The organism is Allochromatium humboldtianum (genome assembly GCF_013385175.1).
Classification (GTDB): Bacteria; Pseudomonadota; Gammaproteobacteria; order Chromatiales; family Chromatiaceae; genus Thermochromatium; species Thermochromatium humboldtianum.
Map to the genome: position 1 here is coordinate 1 of NZ_JABZEO010000024.1, position 24,210 is coordinate 24,210.

General features: G+C 58.6%; 16 protein-coding genes. 1 reads left to right on the forward strand and 15 read right to left on the reverse strand.

Annotation, left to right across the window (positions count from 1 at the left end; genetic code table 11):
- Positions 1 to 194 precede the first annotated feature (194 nt).
- Positions 195 to 668 carry a PH domain-containing protein gene (locus HW932_RS19800; RefSeq protein WP_176978187.1) on the forward strand — a complete coding sequence of 158 codons (474 nt, stop codon included), beginning with the start codon at positions 195 to 197 and terminating at the stop codon, positions 666 to 668.
- A gap of 352 nt (positions 669 to 1,020) precedes the next feature.
- Here the strand turns inward: HW932_RS19800 and HW932_RS19805 are convergent, their stop codons facing one another.
- The 15 genes from HW932_RS19805 to HW932_RS19875 all read right to left on the reverse strand — a co-directional run bounded on the left by HW932_RS19805 (position 1,021) and on the right by HW932_RS19875 (position 24,195).
- Positions 1,021 to 1,686, reverse strand: a complete 666-nt coding sequence (locus HW932_RS19805) for a hypothetical protein (protein ID WP_176978188.1) — start codon at positions 1,684 to 1,686, stop codon at positions 1,021 to 1,023.
- 52 nt (positions 1,687 to 1,738) lie between these two features.
- Positions 1,739 to 4,108 carry a GBS Bsp-like repeat-containing protein gene (locus tag HW932_RS19810; protein ID WP_176978189.1) on the reverse strand — a complete coding sequence of 790 codons (2,370 nt, stop codon included), beginning with the start codon at positions 4,106 to 4,108 and terminating at the stop codon, positions 1,739 to 1,741.
- 957 nt (positions 4,109 to 5,065) lie between these two features.
- Positions 5,066 to 5,905, reverse strand: coding sequence for a tetratricopeptide repeat protein (locus tag HW932_RS19815; RefSeq protein WP_176978190.1), 840 nt, complete (start codon positions 5,903 to 5,905; stop codon positions 5,066 to 5,068).
- Entirely contained in the window at positions 5,902 to 6,468 is a 567-nt protein-coding gene (locus HW932_RS19820; protein ID WP_222932461.1) for a tetratricopeptide repeat protein, read from the reverse strand. Before HW932_RS19820 ends, HW932_RS19815 begins: the two co-directional genes overlap by 4 nt.
- A gap of 310 nt (positions 6,469 to 6,778) precedes the next feature.
- Complete coding sequence (locus tag HW932_RS19825; RefSeq protein WP_176978192.1) at positions 6,779 to 7,072, reverse strand: hypothetical protein; 294 nt, start codon at positions 7,070 to 7,072, stop codon at positions 6,779 to 6,781.
- Positions 7,073 to 7,173: 101 nt separating this feature from the next.
- The gene (locus HW932_RS22135; RefSeq protein WP_176978193.1) at positions 7,174 to 12,786 is read right to left on the reverse strand and encodes a conjugal transfer protein TraG N-terminal domain-containing protein; all 5,613 of its coding nucleotides are present in this window, start codon (positions 12,784 to 12,786) and stop codon (positions 7,174 to 7,176) included.
- Positions 12,787 to 12,799: 13 nt separating this feature from the next.
- Entirely contained in the window at positions 12,800 to 14,272 is a 1,473-nt protein-coding gene (locus HW932_RS19835; RefSeq protein ID WP_176978194.1) for a conjugal transfer protein TraH, read from the reverse strand.
- Positions 14,273 to 14,274: 2 nt separating this feature from the next.
- The gene (gene traF / locus HW932_RS19840) at positions 14,275 to 15,270 is read right to left on the reverse strand and encodes a conjugal transfer protein TraF (RefSeq protein WP_176978195.1); all 996 of its coding nucleotides are present in this window, start codon (positions 15,268 to 15,270) and stop codon (positions 14,275 to 14,277) included.
- A gap of 17 nt (positions 15,271 to 15,287) precedes the next feature.
- On the reverse strand, positions 15,288 to 16,295 hold the full coding sequence (locus tag HW932_RS19845) for a sel1 repeat family protein (RefSeq protein ID WP_176978196.1): 1,008 nt from the start codon (positions 16,293 to 16,295) through the stop codon (positions 15,288 to 15,290).
- Positions 16,295 to 16,612 (reverse strand): hypothetical protein, encoded by a 318-nt coding sequence (locus tag HW932_RS19850; RefSeq protein WP_176978197.1) that lies wholly within the window; start codon positions 16,610 to 16,612, stop codon positions 16,295 to 16,297. The genes HW932_RS19845 and HW932_RS19850 overlap by 1 nt, the downstream gene beginning before the upstream one ends.
- Before the next feature lie 44 nt (positions 16,613 to 16,656).
- Positions 16,657 to 21,060: a conjugal transfer protein TraN gene (traN, locus tag HW932_RS19855; protein ID WP_176978198.1), complete on the reverse strand. Its 4,404-nt coding sequence runs from the start codon at positions 21,058 to 21,060 to the stop codon at positions 16,657 to 16,659.
- 2 nt (positions 21,061 to 21,062) lie between these two features.
- Entirely contained in the window at positions 21,063 to 22,223 is a 1,161-nt protein-coding gene (locus tag HW932_RS19860) for a TraU family protein (RefSeq protein ID WP_222932463.1), read from the reverse strand.
- Positions 22,198 to 23,172, reverse strand: coding sequence for a TrbC family F-type conjugative pilus assembly protein (locus HW932_RS19865; protein ID WP_176978199.1), 975 nt, complete (start codon positions 23,170 to 23,172; stop codon positions 22,198 to 22,200). The genes HW932_RS19860 and HW932_RS19865 overlap by 26 nt, the downstream gene beginning before the upstream one ends.
- Before the next feature lie 163 nt (positions 23,173 to 23,335).
- The gene (gene lepB, locus HW932_RS19870; protein WP_176978200.1) at positions 23,336 to 23,803 is read right to left on the reverse strand and encodes a signal peptidase I; all 468 of its coding nucleotides are present in this window, start codon (positions 23,801 to 23,803) and stop codon (positions 23,336 to 23,338) included.
- Positions 23,804 to 23,850: 47 nt separating this feature from the next.
- Positions 23,851 to 24,195 (reverse strand): hypothetical protein, encoded by a 345-nt coding sequence (locus HW932_RS19875; protein WP_176978201.1) that lies wholly within the window; start codon positions 24,193 to 24,195, stop codon positions 23,851 to 23,853.
- Between the last annotated feature and the right edge of the window lie 15 nt (positions 24,196 to 24,210).

Here is a 24,210-nt window from a genome sequence, read left to right on the forward strand (position 1 = left end):
TTCGCCTCGACGACAACTCGACCCAGGCCTTGTTGGCGCGATTGAACACGCTGCCGCTGGTCTATGAAGTGCGGGGTGATCGCGTCGACTCGTTGCCCGTCCCAACGGACGGCGACGACTGGAAAAAGCTTCTGCTGCGGCCCTGAGTCGTGATAGTCAGCCCCTTTTTGGGGCTTTTTTATGTGGGAAAAACGATGAACGAAAATCTCGAGTCAACCTTTGTGATTCGCCCGTCCTGGAACAACTACCTCGACATCTTGTCGATCATTGCCGCGGCTTTTTACTGCGCCGGATACATCAAATATGTGATGCCCACTGGGATCGTCCCCGACTTTGTTGCGCCCCTGTTCGTCGTGATAGGTACGCTTTTTCTGATGATTGTCGTTATTCGACGTTATTCGATGGTCTACAGTCTGATCGATGGGCGGTTGATCTGCAACAAAGGGTTGATCTCGCGCAACGAAAGCAGTATCCGATTAGCGGATGTGCGTGCCGTACATCTTCAACAAGGCATTATCGATCGACTGATGAATACGGGGGACGTTTCATTTTCATCGGCGGCTCAGTCGGACGCTGACATCGTTTTTAAGGGCGTCGATGACCCGAAAAATCTGCGTGACCGGATCCAGAATTTGATGAGCGCATCGCGTACAAGCACGCCGGCATAGGGTCGCCAGCAGCAGGAATCCACCGAAGCGACTCAGGCGCGGCTCAATGCCACGCCTGAGTGCTGTAGGAGTCTCCGGCTTTTTTCAGGCCGGAGAGGATGTCAAAAATGCAATTCGTAGTTTAAGTTGATCCGCGTTTTTTTCCATTGGAGCAGGCCGGGAGCCTCGCTCGTTGCGTGTGTTTTTGGGGGTGGAGGCGAGGAAGCCGGTGTCGAGAAAACGGCGAGCGCCTGCGGCAGGGGATGGCTTGGAACATCTCTCCGAGTCGAGGTCTCCAATGCAGCCACGGTCAAGGATGTTCCCAGGATAGCTATTACCGAAACTAAAATGCCTAGACTCCGCATTTTTCCCTTCACCGATTTAGTTCGATTCCCAGCCAAGGAAATAGCAAATCGGCCGTTCCCTCTTGTTTTTTGATCGTTTCATAGCGTTCTCGTGTGGCCAATGTCACCTGAGCAAACGATCCATTCTCGGGTATAGCGATCTCCACAATGAACCGCTCCAGGTTGAACAGAACGTACCGATCGGCATTGTCACCTCGTCCGTCCTGCACAAAGATGGGTGAGGTATACAGGGCATAGCGCTCGACCAGCCGGTCGATCAATGGCTCGACGTTTTGATCTTGCCAGCCACGCTGCACCATGAAAAAGACCAAGGCCAACGTCTGATCTCGCTCGAAGTTGAGGCTCATCAGGCGCAACCCGAGTTCACCGGCGAGTCCATCGCCATAGGTTTGCCCCACATTCAGCAATGCGCCGGAGGTATAGGCCGACACGCCCTCATTGAGGATTGCTCCGCCATCAGTCAATCGTTGCAGATCAGGGCGAACAGAGCGCGTCGTGCTCGTGCCGAGAGAGATCCCGGACGGCAACACCGGCAATGATGTCAGCGCATGCTTGTAAATCTCCTGCGAGACCTGCGGCGACCCGCCGGACTGCGCCCAGGCTGATGGCACGCTTCCAAGCATCAGCATGAAGATGGACAAAAATACCCAAGGATGTCGGCGTCTTTGATACATCGTTTTTAACCTTTATTGCGCCTGTCCCGCCTGAGACGGGACAGGCCGTTTTTTAATCGGGCAGTTCGCCTTCGCCTGGATCTTCGCCAGGACCGATTTCGGAATCACTACCAGATCCATCGCCCACATGCTCGGCAAAGCCGATTCCCGACCCGCCTGTCATCCGGATACCAAAGCGCCCGATGGAGTCGGCCGTCAGCCCATCGGCGGCGGCCGCTCCGTTGTAGAGGATCGAAAGGTTGTTGAATGTGATCGAAGCACGATCCAGGGTGAAAGGGACGTCATAGGTGCGCGAAGCATTGATAGACACCCCCACCGACTCAAGGCCGAGCTTGAGGACATGCGAGCCATCTGGAAGACTCAGGGAGAGTGGGATACTGAAGCCTCGATACTCACCTGGGCCAGGCAGCGGCAAAGGTTGAGCCGAGCCGGCATTGATCGCCTGCGTAGCCTCCAGTCCCTCCAGGCAGTCCCAGCGCTCAATGAGGCCGTTGATCGCGCTCATGTCGGCGTTGAGCGAGGCACCAATCAGCCGCGCGGCGCGACACAGCGGCACGAATCCGGTGTCTTCGGTTGCCTGTGCGCTGGTGTTGCCTCCCAGGATCGAGCGCACCGCATACGTATAGTTTTTGCCCCGTTCCGGCGGCTCATCGATCAAAGAGGTGCCGGAGACACCCAATGCGCTATCGGTGATTTCAGTGCCATCCCGATAAACGCGGTACTTGAAGTCGTTTCCGGGAGCGAGAGCCGGCCAAGTGATCTCCACATCATCCTCGCGTGTTCCATCGGTCGCATCGACAGTGGCCGGCGGCAAGACTGGTGGAGTGACGGTTGTGCTGCGAAATTCGATTGCACTGAGCAAGGTCACGCCATCCGGCGGCAGCGCGCGCATCACGGCGACCAAGGGAGCGTTGTAGAGCGTGGCGTAATCCAGGCCGCTGTCGAACAGGGAGAGCCCCGCGTTGACGGCCTGCTCAGGCGCGACCGCCGCCCCGCTGGGATGGCGCTCCAGGCGAGCGGCAAACGCACCATGGGACTCCTGGCTGTAGCTCCCGCCTCGATGGACGCTGGCCGTGGCCGCGAGCGGCAGTCGCTCACCATAGGTCAGGCCCACGTCCATAAGCATAGGCGCGACCCGCCAGCGGATAGGGACGATGAGTTCCTTGCCTTGGGAGGCGGTATCCGTATCAGCGTAGGTCACGCGAATGGACCCGGACGCCATGGTCCAGGCATCCCCGGAAGTATGGTTGGTCGTGAGATTGGATTCAGCCCCGGCTGTCACATTCCCCACGGTTGCAACCACAACGTCCCCGGCATTGCGGACCTCGATTTTGGTCTTAAGGGTATTGAAGGCATCGCCCAGTGTCACGACACCCTTGGCAAAAAGCCCGTTGGCCCGATCCACGACAAACCCCTGAATGGACTCGTCGGTAAAGCTGCCTAACGTGGGGGTGAGCGTGAACTGTGGAATCGGAAGCTCAACATAGTTGACGCTGGTGGAGGCGCAGCTGACCTCCGGGAACACCGTACTTCCGACCCAAGCCTGGATCTGGATAGCGCCAAAGTCGGCGTGATTGTTGAGAGGGACCGTGGCGCGCCAATTTCCTGAACCCAGCGAGGTAGCCGTGTAATCGCGCACATCATCCGTGCCATTAGCGTCGCTCCATACGCGAACGAACGCCGATTCGACCGAATTGGCTAAGGCTCCGCTAATGGTTACAGTCACCGTATTATCCTTGTTGTAAAACGTGGTCGTATTCGCCGTAACCCCTGAACATTTTGGGGTATCCATGACCACAATGGAGACAGACGTCGATGCCGCTCCGTACTCGACGCCGCCCTTTGTGAAAACCCGCTGCAAAGGGTAGATGCCTGGTGTGGAGGGGGCTGTGGCGCTTAGCGATGTTGTCACCGTACCATTTGTAGAGGCCGACGATGTAAACGCTGTGAAGCCCTGGTTCCAAACGCTGGTGTCGGATGGATTAAATGGCGAAGTACCGTAAGATCCACCCGCTGTCCAGGTCTCTGATCCGTCGTTGCTCCAAGTTTGCGTGTAGCTAAAAGACTGCCCGATACCGATCTTAGACGGAATGCCGGACTGAGAAATAAACCTCGGATCGATGAGTTTGCGAATAAACCCCGTTTCAATCGCTGAGAATGATCCGCTCCCCAGGACATTTGATGCCTGAACCTGGAACTCGTAGACGCTTTCATCGGAAAGTCCGGTCCAGTTATAGGACGTCGCCGCCCCCGAATAAAGAGTGCTCCATGAGGATGTCCCCTGCTTTCGTTGCTGAAGCAGATAACTGGAAGCGCCGGAGACGCTGCCCCAGGTTATATCGATACCGTTTGAGACGGTTCCGTCTGTGGCCGACAGCGAGCTTGGCGCTGCCAGATTGGCCGAACAGGATGTTCCACTCAAGCTCCAGGTTCCGTTATTGCAGGTTGCCGTCGCCGAGCCTGCCGCCCCCGCTGTACCGTTGGTCAGCGAGCGCGTGGTGCCATGTGTCCCGCTGCTGGCCGAACCGGAGCAGTAATTCGATGAACCCCAGTTCAATGTTTGGGTTGTGCAGTTGGCTGGGGCCGCCACACTACAGGATGTGGCGTTGTAAGATCCAGACAGCGAGCCGTTATTACAGGTGCGCGTCTGGCTCGTGCAAGATGACCCGAAGGGAACGGAACTCGATTGAAAGGCCGTGACGCTGTTGCCGTGTGAAACGGTTCCCCAGGGTGTGCCGGTACAATGTGAAGGTGACTGCACACTACAGGATTGGCTGGTGTAGCTTCCAGACAGCGAGCCATTGGTACAGGTGCGCGTCTGGCTCGTGCAAGATGATCCGAAGGGAACAGAACTCGATTGATAGGCTGTGACGCTGTTGCCATTGGCTAATGTGCCGCCCCAGGGCAGGTTACACGTTGATCCTGGGGTTGAAAAAGTATGCGTAGGACTCCAAATACTACACGCTCCGCCAGAGCATAGACGGCATTGTACGTTATACGTCTGCCCTGCGCTTAGCGACGAAATGTCAATGGTTAAACCATTCGATGTCCATGGGGAGATGGTTGATTGTCCTGATGTCCATGTTCCGCTTGTGGATATTTTGTATTTATATTCGATCTTATCGAGGCTGTAAGAACTACCTATACGACACGAGTCAATATATCTGTAATTTACAGGGCCACCAAGTATTTGTGCGCCCGAGCCAACAATCCAGGTCGACTGCGTGGCAATATTAGCCTGCGCCGGCGCGCCCATAAGCGTCATGGCCAGAAGAAAAAAGCTAATAGACCAATGTTTTATTTTTAATCGAAAAAGCGTATGCCGCATTTGTACGTCCTCTAAATCGCGCTTAATCTGCACTGAGGCCAATTCCGCCTGCTATTGGGCAATTTTTTCTGCCTGCTGGCGATACCAGCGTGATTCGGCGATATCCTTCTCTGTTCCCTGTCCCCTCTCGGCGAGCCAGGCATACGCCAACATCGAATCGGCGTATCCGGCCTTGGCCGCTTCGTGATACCAATGCGCGGCAGCTTCGTCGTTTTTAACGCCATGCAATCCACGAAAAAAATAGAAGCCCATCGAATGCATGGCTTTCGCATCGCCGGACTTCGCGAGTTCATCGAGCACCGCGAACGCCTGTTTGAAATCCTGGGGAAAGCCCCCGCTTCCGGTCTCATAGAGAGAGACCAGGAAATGCTTGGCCTCCGGGTATCCGGCCTCCAGAGCCGCTTTCAGATGCCGCTGAGCATTGGCAAGATCGTTGTGCTGAAACTCCCGTTGAGCGAGCATGAGATTGGCCGCCGGGTATCCAAGATCAGCGGCACGCACGAGCCACTTCATCCCATCCTCCTGGTTGCCCTTGTCGAAGTAGCGCTGCGCGACCTGGTACATCGATTCCGGGTCGCCACTGAGAGCGCCCATCCAATAGAAGTCACGGGCGATGAAGGGCACTGGGGCCACACCGCCACCTTCACCGCCTTCATAAAGGCTGGCCAACAGCCGGTAGGCTTCGGCATTGCCGCGCGCTTTGGCCTGTTCGAGAAGCAGATACGCCTCGCGCGTGCGCTGTTGCGCCAACAGTTCGCGGGCCTCGCGTACCATGGCTTCCGTATCCTGGGGTTGTCGGGTGCCGAACGGCGGGGTTTCAGCGCAGACCGATGCGCTCACAAGCACAGCGACGGAAGCGGCGGTCAGAGCACGATAGAAAGAGGATTTCAACTCGGCTTCTCCTCGAGGTTCAGCATGGTCTTGAGCTTGGCCAGCAGTGCCTTGTCGACGGCGTCAGGCGCTGTAGTGGCCAGTATCAGCACGGACTCCATGGCGCTGGCCACGCCCGCGAGCGCCGGTTTCTTGAGCCAGCGCACGGCCTCTTGCGTTTGCCCGAGATCCAGCAGCAGTTTGCCCAGGAGTGCCTCGGCAAACAGGTCGCCCTTGGCCGCTGCGTCCTTGAGATAGTTCTGGGCTTTTTCCAGTCGCGCCGTGTCCTGTGTCGGCGTGGAGCCATCGGTTTCGTAGGCCAGGAGGAACGCCGCGTGCCGGAGCGCGTCGATATCCCCGGCTTCTCCGGCTTTCTCATACAGCGTCAGCGCTTGCTCACGATCACTCTCGATCAGGAGGTTGGCCAGATTGATGGCCGCCCGCTGTGAGCCGTCGTCGGCGGCGCGCTTGAGCATTTCGAGGGCCAGTCCGCGGTCTTTCTCCGCTCCGCCCTTCCCGAGCAGATGCATCATGGCCACCTCGAAGCGTGCCTCGACATCGCCCTGCTGGGCGCGCGCCGTCATGCGGTCATAAAGATCGCGCTCGGTTGGCGGCGTGGGTTTTGGGGTGGTACGCGCAATCGGTACGGCTTCAGGGGCAAGGGGGGGAGCCGTCGTTTCCGGTGTGCTCACACCGACCGGTGGTACGAGCGTGACAGGTACTGGGGGCGGCCCTGAGTCCGAACACCCCGCCAGGCTGACGGCGGCCGATAGCGGCAAGGCAAGATGGAGTGGTCGCATGGAGGTTCTCGCAGAAAAAAGCCTGACCGGATTTTAGTCCGATCAGGCTCTTGATTCTACAAGAAACTTACAATGTTTTGTTGTTGTATCTTTTTTAGAAAAAGTCTGGGTTTCCGGACGAAAAGCGGCGCTCTTCTTCGTCCGGCACCGCGGAGAAGAGACTGGCGGCCAATCCACGCCCTTCATCGGCCGGATTCAAGGCTCCAAATTTGTATCCGCAATCCTCTTCCCAAACGGAAGAGCGTCGCGTCCGTTTCTGCGCCGGCCCTTCGGGAGGGCGCGGCTGAACCAAGACGCTACGCTGGATGATCGCCTTGAGCGCCGAGACGTCGCCCCGGTACGCGACGACCATCGCGGGGGTGAAAAAAATCGAATTTGGTGTGTTCATCGGTTTCTCCGCGAGAAATCCCGTCTTTAGGGACGGGAACCTCGTTTATGCGAGTTGACATCCTCCCCGCCCTGAAGGACGGGGTTTGCCGCGCGTCTTGATCAATCCCGCCCAGGCATCGGCGGCTTGCCCTTGTTCGCGCCGCCCCCCGTCGGGGCGTCGACAACAGCCGATCCCTTTTGGTTCGGCTTACCGCTGAATCCCGTGTCGGTCGATGCAGACGGGGCCGACACAATCATGGTCGGTTCGCTCGATCCACCACTCATGGCCCCGATCTCTGGAAGACCACCGCCAGACGAGGAGCCTCCTCCCGTTTCGACGACCTGACTGTGCGTCTCAACCGTATTGGTATGGCTCTGGGTCTCCACGGTTCGGGTTTCCACGGGTGAACCGCTGCCATTTAAGGCGGAACTGTTCTCTGTCTGCGCCGGACCGCTTCCCATAAATCCACTTGTCGGCTCGTTGGGCTGTACCGGTGCGGGAGATCCTTGGGACGCCGGCTCATTAGACGTGGCCGTCGACGAGTTTGTTGCACTCGTTGTTCCGGATTCGATCGTCCCGCTGCTCATAGTCTGGCTTTGAGCTTGAGTACCGGGCTCTGTATGGCTGCTGGGTGTCGGCGCTGAGGCAGAGAGCGACGATTCCATCGGTGCCGCCGTCGTATGACTATGGTTTGCTCCCTGGTTTGGCTGTGCTGCCGGCTCGTTTTGAACGTTCGTTGGACCAGTTGCCTGTTGACCTTGGCCTGTCTGCACCTGTTCAGTGGGCGTTACCGGCTGCGTCGTCGGCATGGCCTGCCCCTGCGACGGTTGAGTTTCCTGGGGCGTTACCGGCTGCGTCGTCGGCATGGCCTGCCCCTGCGACGGTTGAGTTTCCTGGGGCGTTACCGGCTGCGTCGTCGGCATGGCCTGCCCCTGCGACTGTTGAGGCTCCTGGGGCGTCACCGGCTGATTGGAAGCCATGGGTGACAGCCCTTGGGACGGTGGCGATGCCGACTCGACCGATGCTGCGTTTGACGTTGCCGGCGACGGATTCGGCGTCTGACCCTGTGCCGATTGTGCCTCCCCCAGGGCGGACGTCTGTCCGCTCTGGAGCGCCAACGCACTGGCGTCCGAGCGCTGCATAAGCGTCTGAACGTCGCTCATTGCACCGCCGCTGGTAGCGTCCGCTGTGGCTGTCAGCCGCAGCACGCCTCCGCTTCCGAGGTCTTGCTGCAAACGCGCCTCGTCAATCGAGACCGTCATACCCGCCCCCCCGGCAGCGATAGAAGCGGTCATGGCGCTGGCCACGGCCCCCTGGCTTGCGCCCGCCTCACCGTGACCGCCCGTCGGTGCGGTCGATGGGCCACTGTCGTTTGTCGCATTCATGGAACTGGGACTGCCCTGAGCGCTCGCGGCCTGGCTCAAGGCCGGCGAGTCGCCTTGAGTACCAAATGTCGAGTTCTGGGACGTGCCGTGTGATGATCCAGGCTCATTCGATTGAAGCGATCCAGTCGGTGCTCCAGCGCCCCCCGCCTGGAACCCCGAAGCGCCTGCGCCTTGATCAGCGGCCATAGCCGACTGGCTGGCGGAACTGTAGGCGGGTGCCGGGTACGATGTCGTCGCACTGTCCAGATTGGCCTGCCCGCCCTGGAGTGCCAACGCGCTCGCCTCGGTGTGCTGGCGAAGCGTGGCGACATCCGACATCGAACCTGGGGAGGCTCCGGCATCGGCCGTGGCCGTTTGCCGAAGACTTCCGCCGAATCCGAGATCGTTTTGCAGGCGAGCGTGATCGAGTACCGGCCCCGAACCTCCAGCCGCACTGTCCATGTGCGTCGACGCGGTTGGTCCGCCTACCGCCCCAGGCGCGGGGCTGGTGATGGGAACGCCATCCTGTGTCGGGGTACTGCCGAGCAGATCGCGCAGGTAATTGAGAGCGTTTTCCGGCACACCCATCTGCTGAAGACCGGAGAACACGGCATCCAGGGACGAGGAGTTTCCGCCTTGCAGGAAGATTTGGTTTCCAGCCTCAGTGGGAAGCATCGCCATGTTGGACAGGCCGCGCTGAAGCGCCTGCAATTCGGAGGCATTCAGGCGCTGACCATCCGAACCAATCTCGCCGCGTTGAACGGCGTTCCCAATGAGTCCCTGCATATCGGCCACCAAATCCTTACCTCTCTGGATGATTTCGTCTCTTCGTGCATCCACTCGACCGGCTGTCTCACGACGCCCAGCGTCGACGGTAGAGCGGAACCCGCCGCCTTCGCTTTGCAGCTGCTCACGTGATTGGTCAAAGCCACCCATACCCTGACCGCGCCGTTCTCGTTCCTGAGCGGCGAAACCGAGCACCTTCGGCACATAGGCCTGCGTTTCCTTGTAAGGCGGAATCTTGTTGCCGTGCTTCATCACGGCCCCTTCGCCCGCGTTGTAACCGGCCAGGGCCAGCTGCTCATTGCCGCCGAATTTATCCATCAGGAAGCGCAGATACTTCGCCGCGCCCTCGATGTTTTGTTGCGGATCGGTCCGCTGGCTGGCCGGCACACCGAAGCGCTCAGCGGTGGCAGGTATCAACTGGCCAAGACCCACTGCCCCCGCCGGGGAAACGGCATTGGGGTTGTAATTGGATTCGGCGCGAACCAGCCCATGCAGCAAGGCCGGATCCAGTCCATGGCGCTGCGCGGCCGCATCGATCATGGCACCGAACTGCTCGCGTCGCGCCGCCGTTGTCCGCCCCATAGGCTCACCGCGGGGGGCGCCATAGTGACCAGCCCCACCAGCGGATCCCATCTGATAATCGACGCCCGCCCCAAAACTGCCAACCTGCGCCTCCACACCGGATCTCAATCCAGCCAGTGAGCCGGCTTGTGCCGCCAACGCCATGGGATCGACGGCGGTGTGCATGCCGGCGGCCTGCGCCATCTGCAAGGCACCGGCCTGTCCCAGTACCCGATGCGACAGATCGCCACTGTTGGCCATTCTGGACAGGGCTTGCCAGGCGGCGGCGGCGGCTTTTTGGTCGTTATTGAGCATGGAACCACGCCCGTGCATCTCCATTTGCGGGAGATTGTTCTGTGCCTCGCGCTGGAATTGCGCAAACGCCTCACCCTGACCACTGAAGACAGGCGCCATTTTTGCCATTAGTGCATTGAGTGCCTCCCCGGATGTCCCCGAGGCCTGTCCTGTGGCACGCATCATGTCGCCATACTGGTTGGTGACTTGGGCACCGCCCAGTTGCTGCGTTCCGCTCGATTGCAGCTGTGATTGCATTGAGCGCATGGCGCTCTCGTTGGCGGCGGCCTCATACAGACGGCTGACAGCCTGTTGTGCATTGTCGATCGCCTGGCGCGTCCGTTCGCTACCCTGCGAGGTTTGGTCGGTATTTTTGTAATCAGATCCCGTTCCCGCTTTTTCGCCCGACGTAGAGGAGACTTTGGTTGAATCGCTCCCTGTCGTTGCGGTTGTATGCCCTTCACCAAAGGAACCTTCGACGGCTTGGGTATTCCCCTGTTGGGCGTTTGCTCCACCTTGAATACGCACATCCGGCAACATGGCCAGCGCACGCTTGAGAATGCCGCCGGTCTTCCCGCCATGTCCTCCAGCAAATCGTTGGTCGTGATTGGTGGCCGCTTGCTGTGCCGCGTCGGCGGCCTGTTGCGCCGCTTGGTTCAGGGCCGCATTGCTGCCTCCAGCGGTTGCCGCCTCCTGGATCGCCTGCTGGGCGGCGCGGGCGGCCTGTTCGACGCCCGCCGCCGACGTGCGCCGATCCATCGGCAAACTGGTATCGCGACTCTCCTCGCCCGCGCTCTGACTGATGCCACCCAGCAGATTTTTTGAAACGGTGAGTCCTTCGGAAAACGCGAAGCTGTTGTTGGAACCGGCCCGTGTTGTTGTGCCGCTCTGCGTTTGCGATCCATCCGTGCTTGTCACTCCGGCTTCCCGTGCCGTACCGGATGTGAAATCTGTTTGAGACGACCCGCCTGTGCCGGCCGTTTGCGTCTGCGTGGCGGATTCTTTGAGACCTTCCGCCACATTCAAGAGCTTTCCAACGCTCTCATTGACGCCGGATTTGGCCGAGAGCGTTTGCTGGCTGCTGTAGCCCATCGCGTCGCTCAGTCCACTGCCCACGGAGATCGTCGACAGGCCGCCGGAACCGAAGACGGCATTGGCGTCACCGCTAACAGGGGCCGAGCCCAAGCCGCCCGCCAACGCCGTTTGAGCGCCATACAAGTTGGCCAATTTGCCGAGGGCCATATCGCGATGTGCGGAGGCGCCGGCTCCACCGCTTCCGCCAGCGCCTTTCATTTCTCCACCGACATCCGGATTGTAGCGAGGCATCTCGGAACTGGTGAGGCGACTCACCATTTGCGAGAGCGCGAACATGCTGCCGGTCAAAATTGCAAACGTCATGAATGGCGCATTTGCAATCATCTTGCTGGCCGTAATGGTCGAGACCATCACATGCCGCATGAGGCCGGATACATATTCAACCGTAACGCCGGCTGTTCCAGGTTGCGAGTAGTTTTCAATTTCCACCTGATACCAAGCCATGACGATCGCCATGACAGGTGTCCAGCTTTGGGTCCAGATGCCAAACATGACGTAAGAACCGGCGGTTTTCAAACCGCTCTGTGGATTGGCCACGACAACAAACATGATCAGGGGGGTTGCCGCGATAAAAATAAAGAACAGGATGTCCATCATTTTCGGGGCGGTTGTTGACATCATAAAGGCCGTATAGCTGTACTCCTCGGCCCACCTGAAAAGCCCATTGTCAGCCCTGATGACATTCATCTGGTCGATGGGACTTGAGGCGTTTAAGGCCAGTTGCGCGGCAATCGAGTAGGTCATCACATTGGTCAATGCCAATGCGTCGATTCGACCAATATCATCGGTGACATTAGCCACCAGCGTCAGAGCATCATCCAGTGAAATATCGCTGGTATTTCCACGATAGCGACGACTGGTGGATTGATTCACGATCCCTTGAGCCGCAGACGTAAACGCACCAAATTCGCCCGAATCGATCGCTGAAGCGACGCCTAAAAGATGGGACCGCGCCCCTGAGCAGCTGGTCGCTTCGCCGCCGCCACCGCCATCTTGATAGGGTTTGTCTTGGGTATAGATGACCGTCGAGCCCGAGCGGGTCATCGTGTTGGCAAATTCCTCAAGGACGTTGCTGACTTTGTGAAACCGGATGTTGGAGAGATCGCTTCCACCACAATACCGAATACCATTGCGCATGGTTTCGGCCAGATTACGATCCAGGCACTTCAATGGATCACTAGGGCACGAGGCAAAACCCAGCAAGACTTTAGCCGGCGTAAAGGGATGCTCGGCTCCTGTAACCGAAATCGGATATCCGTCAACGCCGGATACCGCTGTTTCGATCTTCTCGGTCATATACAGCGCAAAGGCACCAGCCACGGCGCCGGGGATGGCGATGGCATAGGGCACATTGTCAACCACGATAGGTGCGGCTTCGTGATTGAATTGCTCGATAACCACGGTGGTCTTGGGCAAGAAGGCGCCCCAGACCACAATCAGTTGCAGCAACATCACATCAAGCCGCAATCCTTTCTGTAATACCCCTTGAGCCAATATAAAAATCAAAGACAAGACCAATCCTGTCTGCAAAGCGCTCGCGATCCAGGATTCCTGGCCGAAGAACAGCGCCATGCCGTTCATGGCCACGCCCAAGGTTTGCGGGTCCGATATGGTATAGATCGTATAGGACATGGGGTCGGCCTTCTTAATTCGATCCGGTCGAGAATGGCGAAACAGTCAATCGCTGCACGTTGATGACCGCCTGCGTTGTGTGGTTAAAGGAGTCCATCATCTTTTCCCAATTCGGACGAATGGCGATGAGGGCCGCAGACTTTTCTTTAAGTTCAGCCTCAAAAGCAGGCGGTGGCGTGGCCTTGGTTTGCTTGGTAAAGACATTTTTACCGATATTGACGAACTCGACGCCCATTTGGTAGGCAAAAAAATCCGGCAGGAACTTGGCAACCTGTTCGCCGATCATGGCCACGGCACCGGGCGATTTTTGGATTTCCAGCAGCTGGCGATAGATCGGCATCGGCATGACGGCCAGCAGTTGTCGGGCGCGGGTGGACAGCCCGCCTTCCCCGCCATTGAGAATCGAGCCGACGATCGAGTCGGCGGTGTAATCAGCCACCCCGGTCGGTTCAGCCACCCCGAACATGGCCAGATTCACCGCATCCTCGACCCCGCCCCAGGTGCCCAGGGGGATGTTGCCTGTGATCGGCCGGGTGCAGTTCTCACCGCCACACTTCCAGACCGGCACACCGTCTTTGACGTGGCGACGCGGGTAAAAAAGGACATCCCAGGTCGGGATCGAGGCACCCAGGTATTCGGCCGGTTTGTCGCACCGCTCGGCTGAAACCCCGGATGGACAGGTATTGGTGCTGGCCTCGTTGGAGTCTGCATCCGGCAGCACAATCACCGTACCGTAGAGCCCCATGACCAGTTCAATGGCCTCCTGTTCGCTCAGGAAGGCTTTCAGGGTATTGGCGCCGTTGTTGAGCGTTTCCTTGGCGGCACGGTAGACCAGATTGCCGACGACGGGATTTTCCTCGGCGACGTTTTCCTTGACGTCCTCGCTGACGGTCTTGCTCTGCGACTTGTTCTCACCGGCGACCCAGTCGGCGGTCTTGTTGGCGGCGCTGGCCAGATGCGTCCCGATCTTGCGCGCGCGCTCGGCGAGCTTCTCAAAACCGTTGTCGCTGAACATGGCGTTGGCGATGGCGCAGGTGTTCTTGGCCAGGGCGTTGAGTTCGCGAATCGCCGCTTCAAGTTCGCTCAGAATGGCGGCACACGGGTCACACATGGCCTGGATCGCCGCCTTGATGGCATAGCCGACAGCGGCTGAGGCCAGCGAGCGCAACAGTTGCTCGAACTGCTCGCCATTGATGAAGCTGAAAGAGCCGAAGAAGATGTCGATACCGCCGCAGCCGGCATCGATGCGCGGCGCGGCAAACTGCACGATATTGATGCCGCGCCCCATGGGGCGTAGTGTCATCGATCCGCCATAGATTCCGTGCAGCCGCTGCGTTTCAATCGCCTGGGCGTTAGTGGACGTTCCCACGAACATTTCGTTCATGGCTTCCTTCAAGCCCGCTTGCGTCGGCGACGACAGCAGAACCAGGATGACGGAAAGCCCCATCACAAATAGCTGAGGGGCGCGCGAAATGGGTCTGCGCATGATCAATACCTTTTTTCGATGAGTTCCTGGACTTTCGGCGTCAGCGCTTTCGGGTCTTGTTCCATCGCCTGTCCCGCCTCCTGGATGTCCTGGGTGGTCAGCAGTCCGCGCTCCATGGGGAAAGCGTTCAGGCGATCCTTGTCGCCCAGCAGTCCGGCCATGTCGCCGGCCACGAGCAGTCGTTCCTCCAAAAGATCCTGAGAGAGCATCCCCTGGGTGATGACGGTCAGGGTTTCGGGCGGCACGACCAGGACAGTGGCGGGGCGCACTTGGATTTTGAGGACGCTCGACTGGCCTTCGTCCTTGAGCACCTCATCCTCTTCGGCCATCCATTCGGGACGCGATCCGTCTGGGGTGATGTAGCTCACGACGAAACCGCGCTCCTTGGCTGTTCGCGCGATGATGGGGTATTGCATGGAGCAAAAGGGGCAGGTTTCATCCACGAAGACCCAGAGTCCGGCCCGTGCCGCAATGGTCTGTACCGCCTCGCGCTTCTGCTGATTGGTGAAATTGGCGAAGGATCCACGCGCGGCCGAGGAAAAGGGATAGCGATTGCTCTCATCGAGCAACGGATCGAGCAGCGCCTGGCGTTTGAACTCATGGGCGAAGTTGCTCGCCTTGTCGAGCATCACGCGCGTGGCGTAGCGATAGCTGGCCACATTCTCGGGCGTGGGGTTGTCGACGGCCTCGTTGAGGACCGAGGGGTAATACTCTTTGAACCACTCCACACTCAACGGTGGAGGAGTTTCAGGCGTTGATGCCGGTGCGGGAGCAATGACGGCGGGCGGGGGGAACTCCGGCGGGAGTGGTTCCGGCGGCGGTTCAGGTTCGATCTCATACCAGAACCAGCCACGCTCTTTTTCCTGGATAAAGGAATCCACCACGCCGGCGTGTAGGGGGGCGCTTGGCAGGAGGCCAAGGAGCGCGGCGATTGCAAAAGTACCGACACGACGAACGCAGTGGCGATCGGCTAAGATATCGGGCACTGCTTCGAACATGAAATATCACCAAAAAGTTAAGAGCACACATCCGCGAACTCCAGCTTGTAAGTCCTTGGACGGGCTTTGTTCTGTTTCAAGGCCGCTTCAACGGCACTGTTCAAGCGCCGCTCCAGGGCCGGATCGGGCAACGCCTGAATGGCGTCCGGCGGCCGGACCGATGCGCCTGGGTTTCCGCCCATGCGTGCGGCAAGACGCCAGTGATACTGCGCATAAAACCCGTCCTTATCCGCCACCCATCCCGCCGCATGTAGATCGCCCATCAGGCGCATGATGTCGGGAGAAGCCCACTTCCAGCGCGAGGCCATCGCGCGCATTTCCTGAACATGCGGCATGCGCTCGTCTTCGGGGAGTTTGGCCACTGACCCGCTCAACATCCGCAGATAGCGATAAATGCCGGGGACGTAACCGTTGCGCGCCGAAACACGGTAGTGCAGGAACGCCTTGCCCGGATCCTTGCGCCCGGCCAGACCCTGCTCATGGATCTGCGCGGCCAAAAAATGCGCTTGTGCAGCCACAATCCCTTTTACATTGTAATGTGTGATTGTAGATTTTTGAAGCACATTTAGGATGTGCTTGGCTGTGGCCTGATTGGGCTTTTGCCGGCTGTTCAGGTACAGCAGAAGGGCCGCGTTGTAACCGCTTTCCGCCGACTGTCTCTCAGCCGCCAGCGTGTAGAAACGCTCGGCCTGTTTGAGGTTCTTCGGCAATCCGTAGAGCCCCAGGCGTGCCGCGTCTCCGCGTGCTTGGAGCATGGCGGGCTGCTCATCACGCAGTTTGCCGGCGATCTCGGCCAAGAGCCGCTGACGTTCCGCGACAGACGCCTCCCGGCTGTCTTCGGCTCGGCGCAACAGATCACAGGCCTGATTGAGCACGGATGGAGCCTTATCGGCCTCGCTTTGGCGCAAGGCGCGGACCACAGGATCCCCCTTTGGCGCGGATTCGGCCCGCGCTGACGCGATCCCGATCATGCTCCAGACCTGAAGCACCCCCATGAGGAACGCGATGACGGCATGACGTGGCATCAGAAAAAACCTCGCGGGGTGTCGTTACGGGTCGGAATGCCCTCGATCTTTTGCACATCGGCCGGCGGAATCTTGAGATGACTTTCCGGAGCCCATTCCACCTGGGGGGCGTCGCCCCCGTCCTCGTCCTCGGGGCGCGTGCGTCGTCGCCGTGGATTGAGCGCGACCTGTTCGCGATGGCGCTCGCGGGCTTTTTGATGATCGCGGCGGGTGCGTGCCTGATCACGTCGCGACCCCGAGAGCACGATCGATAGCGTGACCATGACGGTCACGCCGACTCCAATCAGAAAACCGAGACTGCCGGCACTTAAATCCATCGTTCCTCCGCGAGAAACCCCGTCCTTCAGGACGGGGTAGTTGACTATTCGTTCCACTCTTTGCATGTTTGAAGGGTGCGGAAGCGGGCAAAAAACTCTCCGCCCCCGCCAACGATCACATGACCGCTGAAGGTGTTGGTTCCGCTATGCAGATACGGCAGGACGTCGATATTGGCGACATACCGTCGCGCGTTGTTTAGATCGCGACTGCCGGTGCATCCGCCGCTCGATTGATACTGAACCATATTGCCGGCGCATAATTGCAGCATGTCGCCGCCATAGGGACCGTTCAGTATCTGTTGCCCGTTGATTTCGAGTCGCAACCAATCGTCGTATTGCAGCATTTCCAGGATGAACTGATTGATCTCAGAGACGTCTTCAATGTTCAAACTGGCACTGAAGTGATAATCGCCAGCGCTGAGGCTGCCATACTGAGACGCCCCCCACTCGATATCGATGGCACCAGTATCGGGATTCTCGTTGAACACCCAGTTCGCCACGCCGCTGTGACCGCCCTTGGTGATGGCATTGCTGCACGCCTCGCACTCCGGATAGGTATACGGCATCTTGCGATCATCATAGGCGTAGCAGTGATCGGCCTGACGCAATGTCGCGGTGTTTTGCAGCATATCTGAGGTATTTTCCCTGACGCCCTCGGCCGTTTTTGTCGCCGCTACACGCTGATCGAACTGCCCCTCCTCATCGTTCGTGCGCCCAACCGTTTGCGTGATAGGAACCGTATCCGTCGTTACCGCATAGGTCGTGCTCGGGGTGGTCGGATTGAACAGCCCTGATTCGATCAGCGCATCCAACCATTCGGAAAGATCGACTTGAGCCCAGTCGACTTCGGCCAAATCGTATGGGGTAAATCCACCGCAGTTGATATCGCACTTTTTCAACGTGGTTCCGCCCGGCCCCGAGCGATAGCCCTTTGAGCGCGATGCCAACAGCCCTTTCTTGATGATCTGCTCGGCGATTACGCGCGCGGCAATGGATTTATAGCAGCAATACAGTTTGCGTTTTTCCAGGCATCCGAGTATCACCACTTTTTTGTTGCAACAATCGCCCGCATAGGTACATAACCGCCATTTCATATTCATCGCCCACTCATACTCCTCCTGCTTGCAGGCAAAGATGATATGCCCGATCAGCTTGAGAAGGCTGTAGACCATGAAGACCAAACTGATGGTGTCGAGGATTCTCTGGGCCGTCTGGGTTAGTACCAGTTTCCCGCCTTCCGTGGTGATAATTTGGCTGGCGAAATCCGGTCCCCCAATGTCGATCAAAATTTTCTGAGCGCCCTTGAGCAACGATTGATGCAGCGAGTCGATTGTGCCGCTGATCAACCCCTGCTTGGCCGTTGCATCGACTCCCACCGTAGCTGCCGTGCCTCCGCTGCCTGCCCCGAACGAACTGAACAGATTGTCAAACCCGGCGGACAGTGGTTCAACGAAGTTCTTCGTCACGTATTCGGAGGCGGATTTGTAAGCGTTGGTGACAGGTTTGGCAATTTCGCCAAACATCTTGGCTGTGGAGTTGTAGACGTCCTTGGTCCCCAGGAATTGCTGAACGATATTGTTTTCCGAGATTTTATAGATCAAATACGTGGCCTTGAGATAATCGAACCAGCTGGGGCCATCGGACTTGGCGGCTTTTTCCGCTTCCTTGCAGCAGTTGGGCGTCAATCCGATTTCATTGCCGATAGGAATCTTGCAATACATCGCACTGCCGCCGAAGACGACGGGCGTACAGGCTTGGGAGGTGCTTGTGGGTTGCTCGCCGGTTTCTGCGCACACCATGTCCATCTTCATCATGTTCAGTGCCTCCATGCCGGCGGCGGCTTGGGCGAAATCCTCGGCATTGTCACCAGCCAGATTTGGCCGGTGACATTCGGTGCCCAAACAACGCATCACACCTGAGCAGGAATCCCCTTTTTCCTCAATGGTGACGATGAAATCGCGATCCTGTCTCTCGCCACAGTCATAGGCCGCCGTTGGGTTGTAACAAACACCGGAGTAAATACCGACGAATCGGCTGTCGCACCCATCATAGGCGCTGACACGACGACAAGATCCTCCATCCAGCGGAGCGCCATCCGGTCCTTCCGTGATATGGCAATCGGTCGCCCAAATTTCGCCGTCACGGGTGAACTGTTTCAGATTTGTCAAATCCCCCATCGTCGAGCACGTCGTAAAAGGCTCACCGGTCGCCTCCCAGCACATCTTGTCGTCTAATAGCGTGAGTTCGGGGCCGATTGGCAATGGTTCTCGCCCATCCCCGTTATCGTAATCCGGAAAATCCGCCGATGAGTCGGTGCCCCATTTTTTCAGTAATTCGACAATACCCTCGTTCGGGAGTCCGGGACCAAACGTCACGCCACCGATCGTGCGCGTTGGAGCGCTGTCAATGCAATTCAGGCGTGCCCCCTGACAAAAACCATCCGCGGCATACTGCATATATTTTTCACAGCCGGCGAAGGTATTGATGGTCACGGCATAGACTTTGGCTACGAGACGCAGATCATGGACAGACCCATTTCCCGAAGCGCTGCCTGTGGGTGTCCAGTTATTCGTCGGCAATCCGTAATGACCGAATGACGATGAGCCGCCCGTTTGCAGATAGACGCCATCGACCGCGTAGATATAAGGATCGGCAACCAATGGAACGTGATCATATTCAACATAGTATCCGGCACTGGAGCCGTCGGGATTGTCTGGCTTGATTTCCGTTGAGCATCCTGTACCCATGCCATTGTTGCAGCGTGAGGCGCCAACGATTGGGAAATTGGTGTTGATCGGTCCATTGACGGCTGCCGGTTCCTTACGGTATGTGAACATCGGTTTTCCATCGCCATCCTTGACCTGCTCGCCCGTCGTTGGATCGATGATAGGTTCGGCAATTTTGTTGAAGGCGCGCACGGTGAGGAAATTCTGCTCACCCAGATAGGACATGCCAAACGAACGCTTGATGGTATGACAACCATCCGGATACGGATTGACCAGTGTCTCCGAGCAAATTTCCACATCTTCGTTATCGTAGGAATTATCGACCGTTTCCTCGATAACACTGATGGTTTCACGGCTACAGACTCCAGCGAATTCCTGCGAGACGCTGGAGGAACTCGAACTGGCATTCAAGCCCCGAATCACACCGCTGGAGACACCGCTGTCATTGATGTAATTATTGGAGGCCGTATTGGCCATGATGAGATCGCTGTACTGCTTACCCTGACGCTGGGCGGATACGGCTGTACCGTCGTCATACATGAGCAGCACATTGGCCCCCGGCGATCCTGGGCACCAGCGCAGGCGATCACCGCCGATCGAATCGACCTCGCAGACAGCGGGCGGATCCGGAGGGCAAATCTGCCCCGGAACCGGATCGGAATAGGTCACTTCAGTGCGGTATAAATCCGCCGAGATGTAAATCTCGCCGACCCCATAGGGGATGGTGTAATTGATGACGGGTGTAAAACCGTCGCGCGGCTGGCCATAGCTCGAGAAATAGCTGTCCGGAGCGACGACATAAGGGCCATGATGGAAGTAGGCCAGCTTGTGGTTATAGGTGAAAAAGTTTTGGTTTTTTGGATTGGTGTAAGGGGTATAGGTATAGCGAATTGCAAAATCGTTGTCGACGCGCTCCCACCACTGCTGCGCCACACCGCCGAGCGTGGGCCGTTGCAGCTGGACCTGTCCCTTGCGATAGAACGAAGGGGTCGTAACTTCACGATACTCGACCGGATTCGTGTTTGGAATTGGCTCCTGATGCACGTCGAAGAACTCGACCTTGAGGATGCGATGTTCCGGGGAAGTCTTGGCCTGATGGATGTCTTGTCGATCAAGCAACAGGAGCTGGGTATTTCGGCATCCGAGCCGGCTGAGATTCTTGCGATCCTGCTCGGAGAGCACTTTGGCCTGGGCCGGATCGCTGTAGATGGTCGCTCCGGTCTGATTGATCAGATTCAGATCCGTCTCGCTGTAGACCGGCATGATCTCGGAGAAATTGACGGTTGAGGATGAGGTCTGGTTGACCCCCGGCTCCACGCGCGTCTGGTCCAGGCTGTAGTTGCTGACATCTGATGTTGAGTAGAGACTCTGGGCAAAGTCGCTTCCGCGTTGCGCGCCCTGGACGATATCCCCCACCTGCAACGGCTGGTATTTGTCGGCGGCGCGTCCGGCCAGATCGGCGTCGGCGGACCCCGGATCGAGATTGGGCGTCCTGACCGGCGCGTTGTCGTCCATCAAGTTGGGCAGACGCACGGTCCCCTGCCCTTGATTCCAGTCATTACTGAGCTTTTGGGCGCGCTGATTGACGAGTTGCGCCTCGGTCGACTCAGGGAGGCCTTGGGCATACGCCTGGTGCCACTGGATCGGCCACACGACCGACATCCAGACCAACATGAAGCGTGCACCGACCCGCATGGGGCGGCTCAAGGTAGGCTGATGCATGTTTAACTTCCAGGTGTGAGTCCGAAGCAGCAGTCGGTCCATTGGAACAGCATGTAGGCGTGGTCCTCGCCGGTGGCCGGCACATCGCGCCACATGCCCCAGCCGGCGGTGCTGGCCCCGGTGGCGTGGGTGCAGGTTCCGCCGCGCGTCGGCGGATTGACCAACCGCACCTGACCGGATGAACCGGATCCGCCCCCGCCGGACGAGCGTCCACCTTCCGGCGAGGGAGCCAACATCTGCCAGCGGAAGGCGTCTTTGCGCAGGATGAAGCGCGCATTGCGCTCGCACAGGTTGTCGTCGCCGATGGTTTCGTTCATCAAGCCCAGGCGATGAAGCATGGCGATCGAGCGTGTTGCCATGAGACTGCTGAAGCGCACCGGATCGACCATGCGTCCCATACCGTTGAAACCGGTCATGGGATAGATCTGCCCCCAGGCACCGGCGACCCAAAACAAGTTGTTGATCGGCTTGCCGAGGGTCGAGGACACCGCATCCACGGGCATGGCGAGAAACGACTTGGCGTTGGCCAGGAGCATCATTTCGGGGTTGAGAAACGTGGTATAGCGTCCGGTGACGTCGTTTTGCGTCGGAAACAACGGACTCATGTGCATGACATCGAAGTCCAACAGACCGTCTGAAGGGCAGGCCCCCTCATCGAGGAGGCGCAGCATGTAGATGAGCGGGGCGGAATACAGGATCCAGTTGGCGAAGGCCTCTTTGCGCTGCCCCCTTCCGAGATTCGCGCCGCCATTGATGAAGTCGATTCCCCCCACGGGGATCTCTAGTCCGCCCAATGAAGGGAGACAGTATGGTTTGCGGGTGATATCGATGATTTTGGAGGGCGCCCAGAAACCGACGGTGAAGCCGATTTTGGGCAACTGCCCTTTGGCGAGGTTGCCGCCGCAGACACAGATCGCCTTTCCAGTGGCGTCACTGGGCACGCCGGACTTGCCCTTCATGAAGGTCGCGCCCGCAATCCGCATCGGAAACATCCCGGACCAGCACACATCCGAGAACATGGTTTTCAGCGGGCTGTAACTGTTGCACCCCAGCTTCATGCCTTCAGCTTTCAGTGGCGCGCTCGCACAAACAAGACCGATCGCGGCAATAGCCGCACAGAGCGGGCGGCGAAAGCGATCAAGGCGTAAATGACGGTGGCTCAACGTAACGAATCCTCAGACGGTCCCCGGCCTGCTCGACGATGGCGGGTACGGCGCGCACACCGAATCGATCGCTCATGCGGCCGAACCAGGGATAGGTTGGGCGTTGCAACTGCTCGGACAGTGCGACCGTTCCAGGCCGGCCGTCGGCGGACTCGGCCCCGACGACAAACAGATCGGCGTCGGCATACTCACCGGCAATCCATTCCTTCACCAATCGCCTCTGTCGTGGATCACTGGCATCGAAGACGATGATCGGCACCTGGAGGCTTGTGAAATCGAGGATGTTGTATCGGGTTCCTGCTCGCGCCAGTAACACTTCCGGGTTTTCATTATACTCAGGAATTACAATGTCATGTGGAACAATAAAAACTGGCGTGAAAAAATCTTCAGAGTGCCGAGTCACGGTTGGCAGATCGAACTTCGGTGACAGATTGTCGGCCACGCGCGATTGCGCGCGCTGCAAGGCGGCTGTCCAGTCGTAGTCGCGCACGCGCTCCTCGATGACGGTCAGCATGTCGGGTTCAGCAATGGCGTACAGTTCGCCGACCACGAGGGGGCCGCGACGGCGCACATTCTCTCGCGCGCCTTCCAGGCTGATCGTGCCCTGCACCTCGTACCATTCTTCGCCGTCCTTCACCAGGAACACGGGAACAGAGTCGACTTGATAGGTACGGAACGCCTCGGGGTCGATTTCAATGAGGATGTCGTCGCCTTGCGGATCGGGGAACAGGCGACGCAGCCGCCCAATCAGTGCGCCGAGTTTTTGCGGCTCGAAGCCTTGCAAGACAAAGCGCACTTGGCCCGGCGGCTCATCGAGCGCCTGTTTGAACAGATGGCGCAGCGCCCCCTCCGGCATCCCCTCTGAAATGAAGACCTGCATGGAGTAGTCGATCGTCGCCTCGGCGCTCTCCGGTGCGTGCTGGAGATAGCGCTCTACGGCAGCCTCCATCCATGCTTCCTCGCGGGAGTACGCAGTGGAGAAGTTCTCGAGCCCGGCGGCCGGCTGTGGCTGAAGGGGGCGCTGCGCCGGAGCCAAGTCGGTCCGGTCGGCCCAGGGTTGGCGCGTCAGTCCTGTGTCGGCGGCTTGGACGAGATGGCTGTGGAGTGCGAGACTAAAACAAAGGGTGAGCGTAACCGCGGATGGCTTCACGATGGATCGGTCCCCAGTAGCGTGAGTCAAAACTCTCTTGCGTCGATCCCAAGAGGAAATACTGACCGTCGGCCAGAGTCAGATCCAGATCGAAGTCGCCGGGTTGTTTACCAGGGAGGCTTTTGGCCAGCCACAGCCGATCCCGATGCAGGCCATTGATATAGAGTTCGGTGCCTTCGATACGGATCTGATCGCCCGGCACACCCGCGATACGCTTGAGGATCCGCGCCCCTGGGCGCGCACCGAGCGGCAGACCGGAGTCGGGCATCGTGGCGACGACGAAATCGCCGCGCTGTGGCGGTCGATCGGCCTGCATATGCATCACGAACAGCGTAAAAGGCAGACACGACGGCTCGCCCGTGAAGCGTTGCACATCCACTCCCAGCCGATAGTCGCTGGCACGCCAGAATGTCACGAGGGCCAGCGACATGATGAAAAATCCGCCGATCTGGAGCAGAAAACGGGGTGATGGGCGCTTCACGGCTGTCCCCTTTCGTTTTCGTCGTCAACGGTCGCTGTGTCGGACTCTGGGGCCAACAGCTTGTAGAGTTCCGGGTCATACTCCTGAAGCCAGTCGTTTGCCTCGCGGGTATCGGTACGCGGGCCATAGACGTTGTCGAAGTCGGCCTGACAGTGCGGCTGTCCGAAATACGCTGTCATCTGCGCGTGTGTCCACTGAGACCAATCCTCGACGTCCGCCCAAGAGCGGCTCATGTCACGCCGAAACAGCGCCTCTCCGGTAAAGGGCACCAGGCCCAGGGCGCCATGGGCCAGCGTGGTGGCGTTGTTGATACGCTGGCAGGCATCCGCCGGCCAAAACACGAAAGCCAGCGCTCC

What these genes read in the sequence shown, in the direction of transcription:
- HW932_RS19800 (WP_176978187.1), top strand. Translation starts at nt 195, where the DNA reads ATGAACGAAAATCTCGAGTCAACCTTTGTGATTCGCCCGTCCTGGAAC.
- HW932_RS19805 (WP_176978188.1), bottom strand. Translation starts at nt 1,686, where the DNA reads ATGTATCAAAGACGCCGACATCCTTGGGTATTTTTGTCCATCTTCATG.
- HW932_RS19820 (WP_222932461.1), bottom strand. Translation starts at nt 6,468, where the DNA reads ATGACGGCGCGCGCCCAGCAGGGCGATGTCGAGGCACGCTTCGAGGTG.
- HW932_RS19825 (WP_176978192.1), bottom strand. Translation starts at nt 7,072, where the DNA reads ATGAACACACCAAATTCGATTTTTTTCACCCCCGCGATGGTCGTCGCG.
- HW932_RS22135 (WP_176978193.1), bottom strand. Translation starts at nt 12,786, where the DNA reads ATGTCCTATACGATCTATACCATATCGGACCCGCAAACCTTGGGCGTG.
- HW932_RS19835 (WP_176978194.1), bottom strand. Translation starts at nt 14,272, where the DNA reads ATGCGCAGACCCATTTCGCGCGCCCCTCAGCTATTTGTGATGGGGCTT.
- traF (WP_176978195.1), bottom strand. Translation starts at nt 15,270, where the DNA reads ATGTTCGAAGCAGTGCCCGATATCTTAGCCGATCGCCACTGCGTTCGT.
- HW932_RS19845 (WP_176978196.1), bottom strand. Translation starts at nt 16,295, where the DNA reads ATGCCACGTCATGCCGTCATCGCGTTCCTCATGGGGGTGCTTCAGGTC.
- HW932_RS19850 (WP_176978197.1), bottom strand. Translation starts at nt 16,612, where the DNA reads ATGGATTTAAGTGCCGGCAGTCTCGGTTTTCTGATTGGAGTCGGCGTG.
- traN (WP_176978198.1), bottom strand. Translation starts at nt 21,060, where the DNA reads ATGCATCAGCCTACCTTGAGCCGCCCCATGCGGGTCGGTGCACGCTTC.
- HW932_RS19865 (WP_176978199.1), bottom strand. Translation starts at nt 23,172, where the DNA reads ATGGAGGCTGCCGTAGAGCGCTATCTCCAGCACGCACCGGAGAGCGCC.
- lepB (WP_176978200.1), bottom strand. Translation starts at nt 23,803, where the DNA reads ATGTCGCTGGCCCTCGTGACATTCTGGCGTGCCAGCGACTATCGGCTG.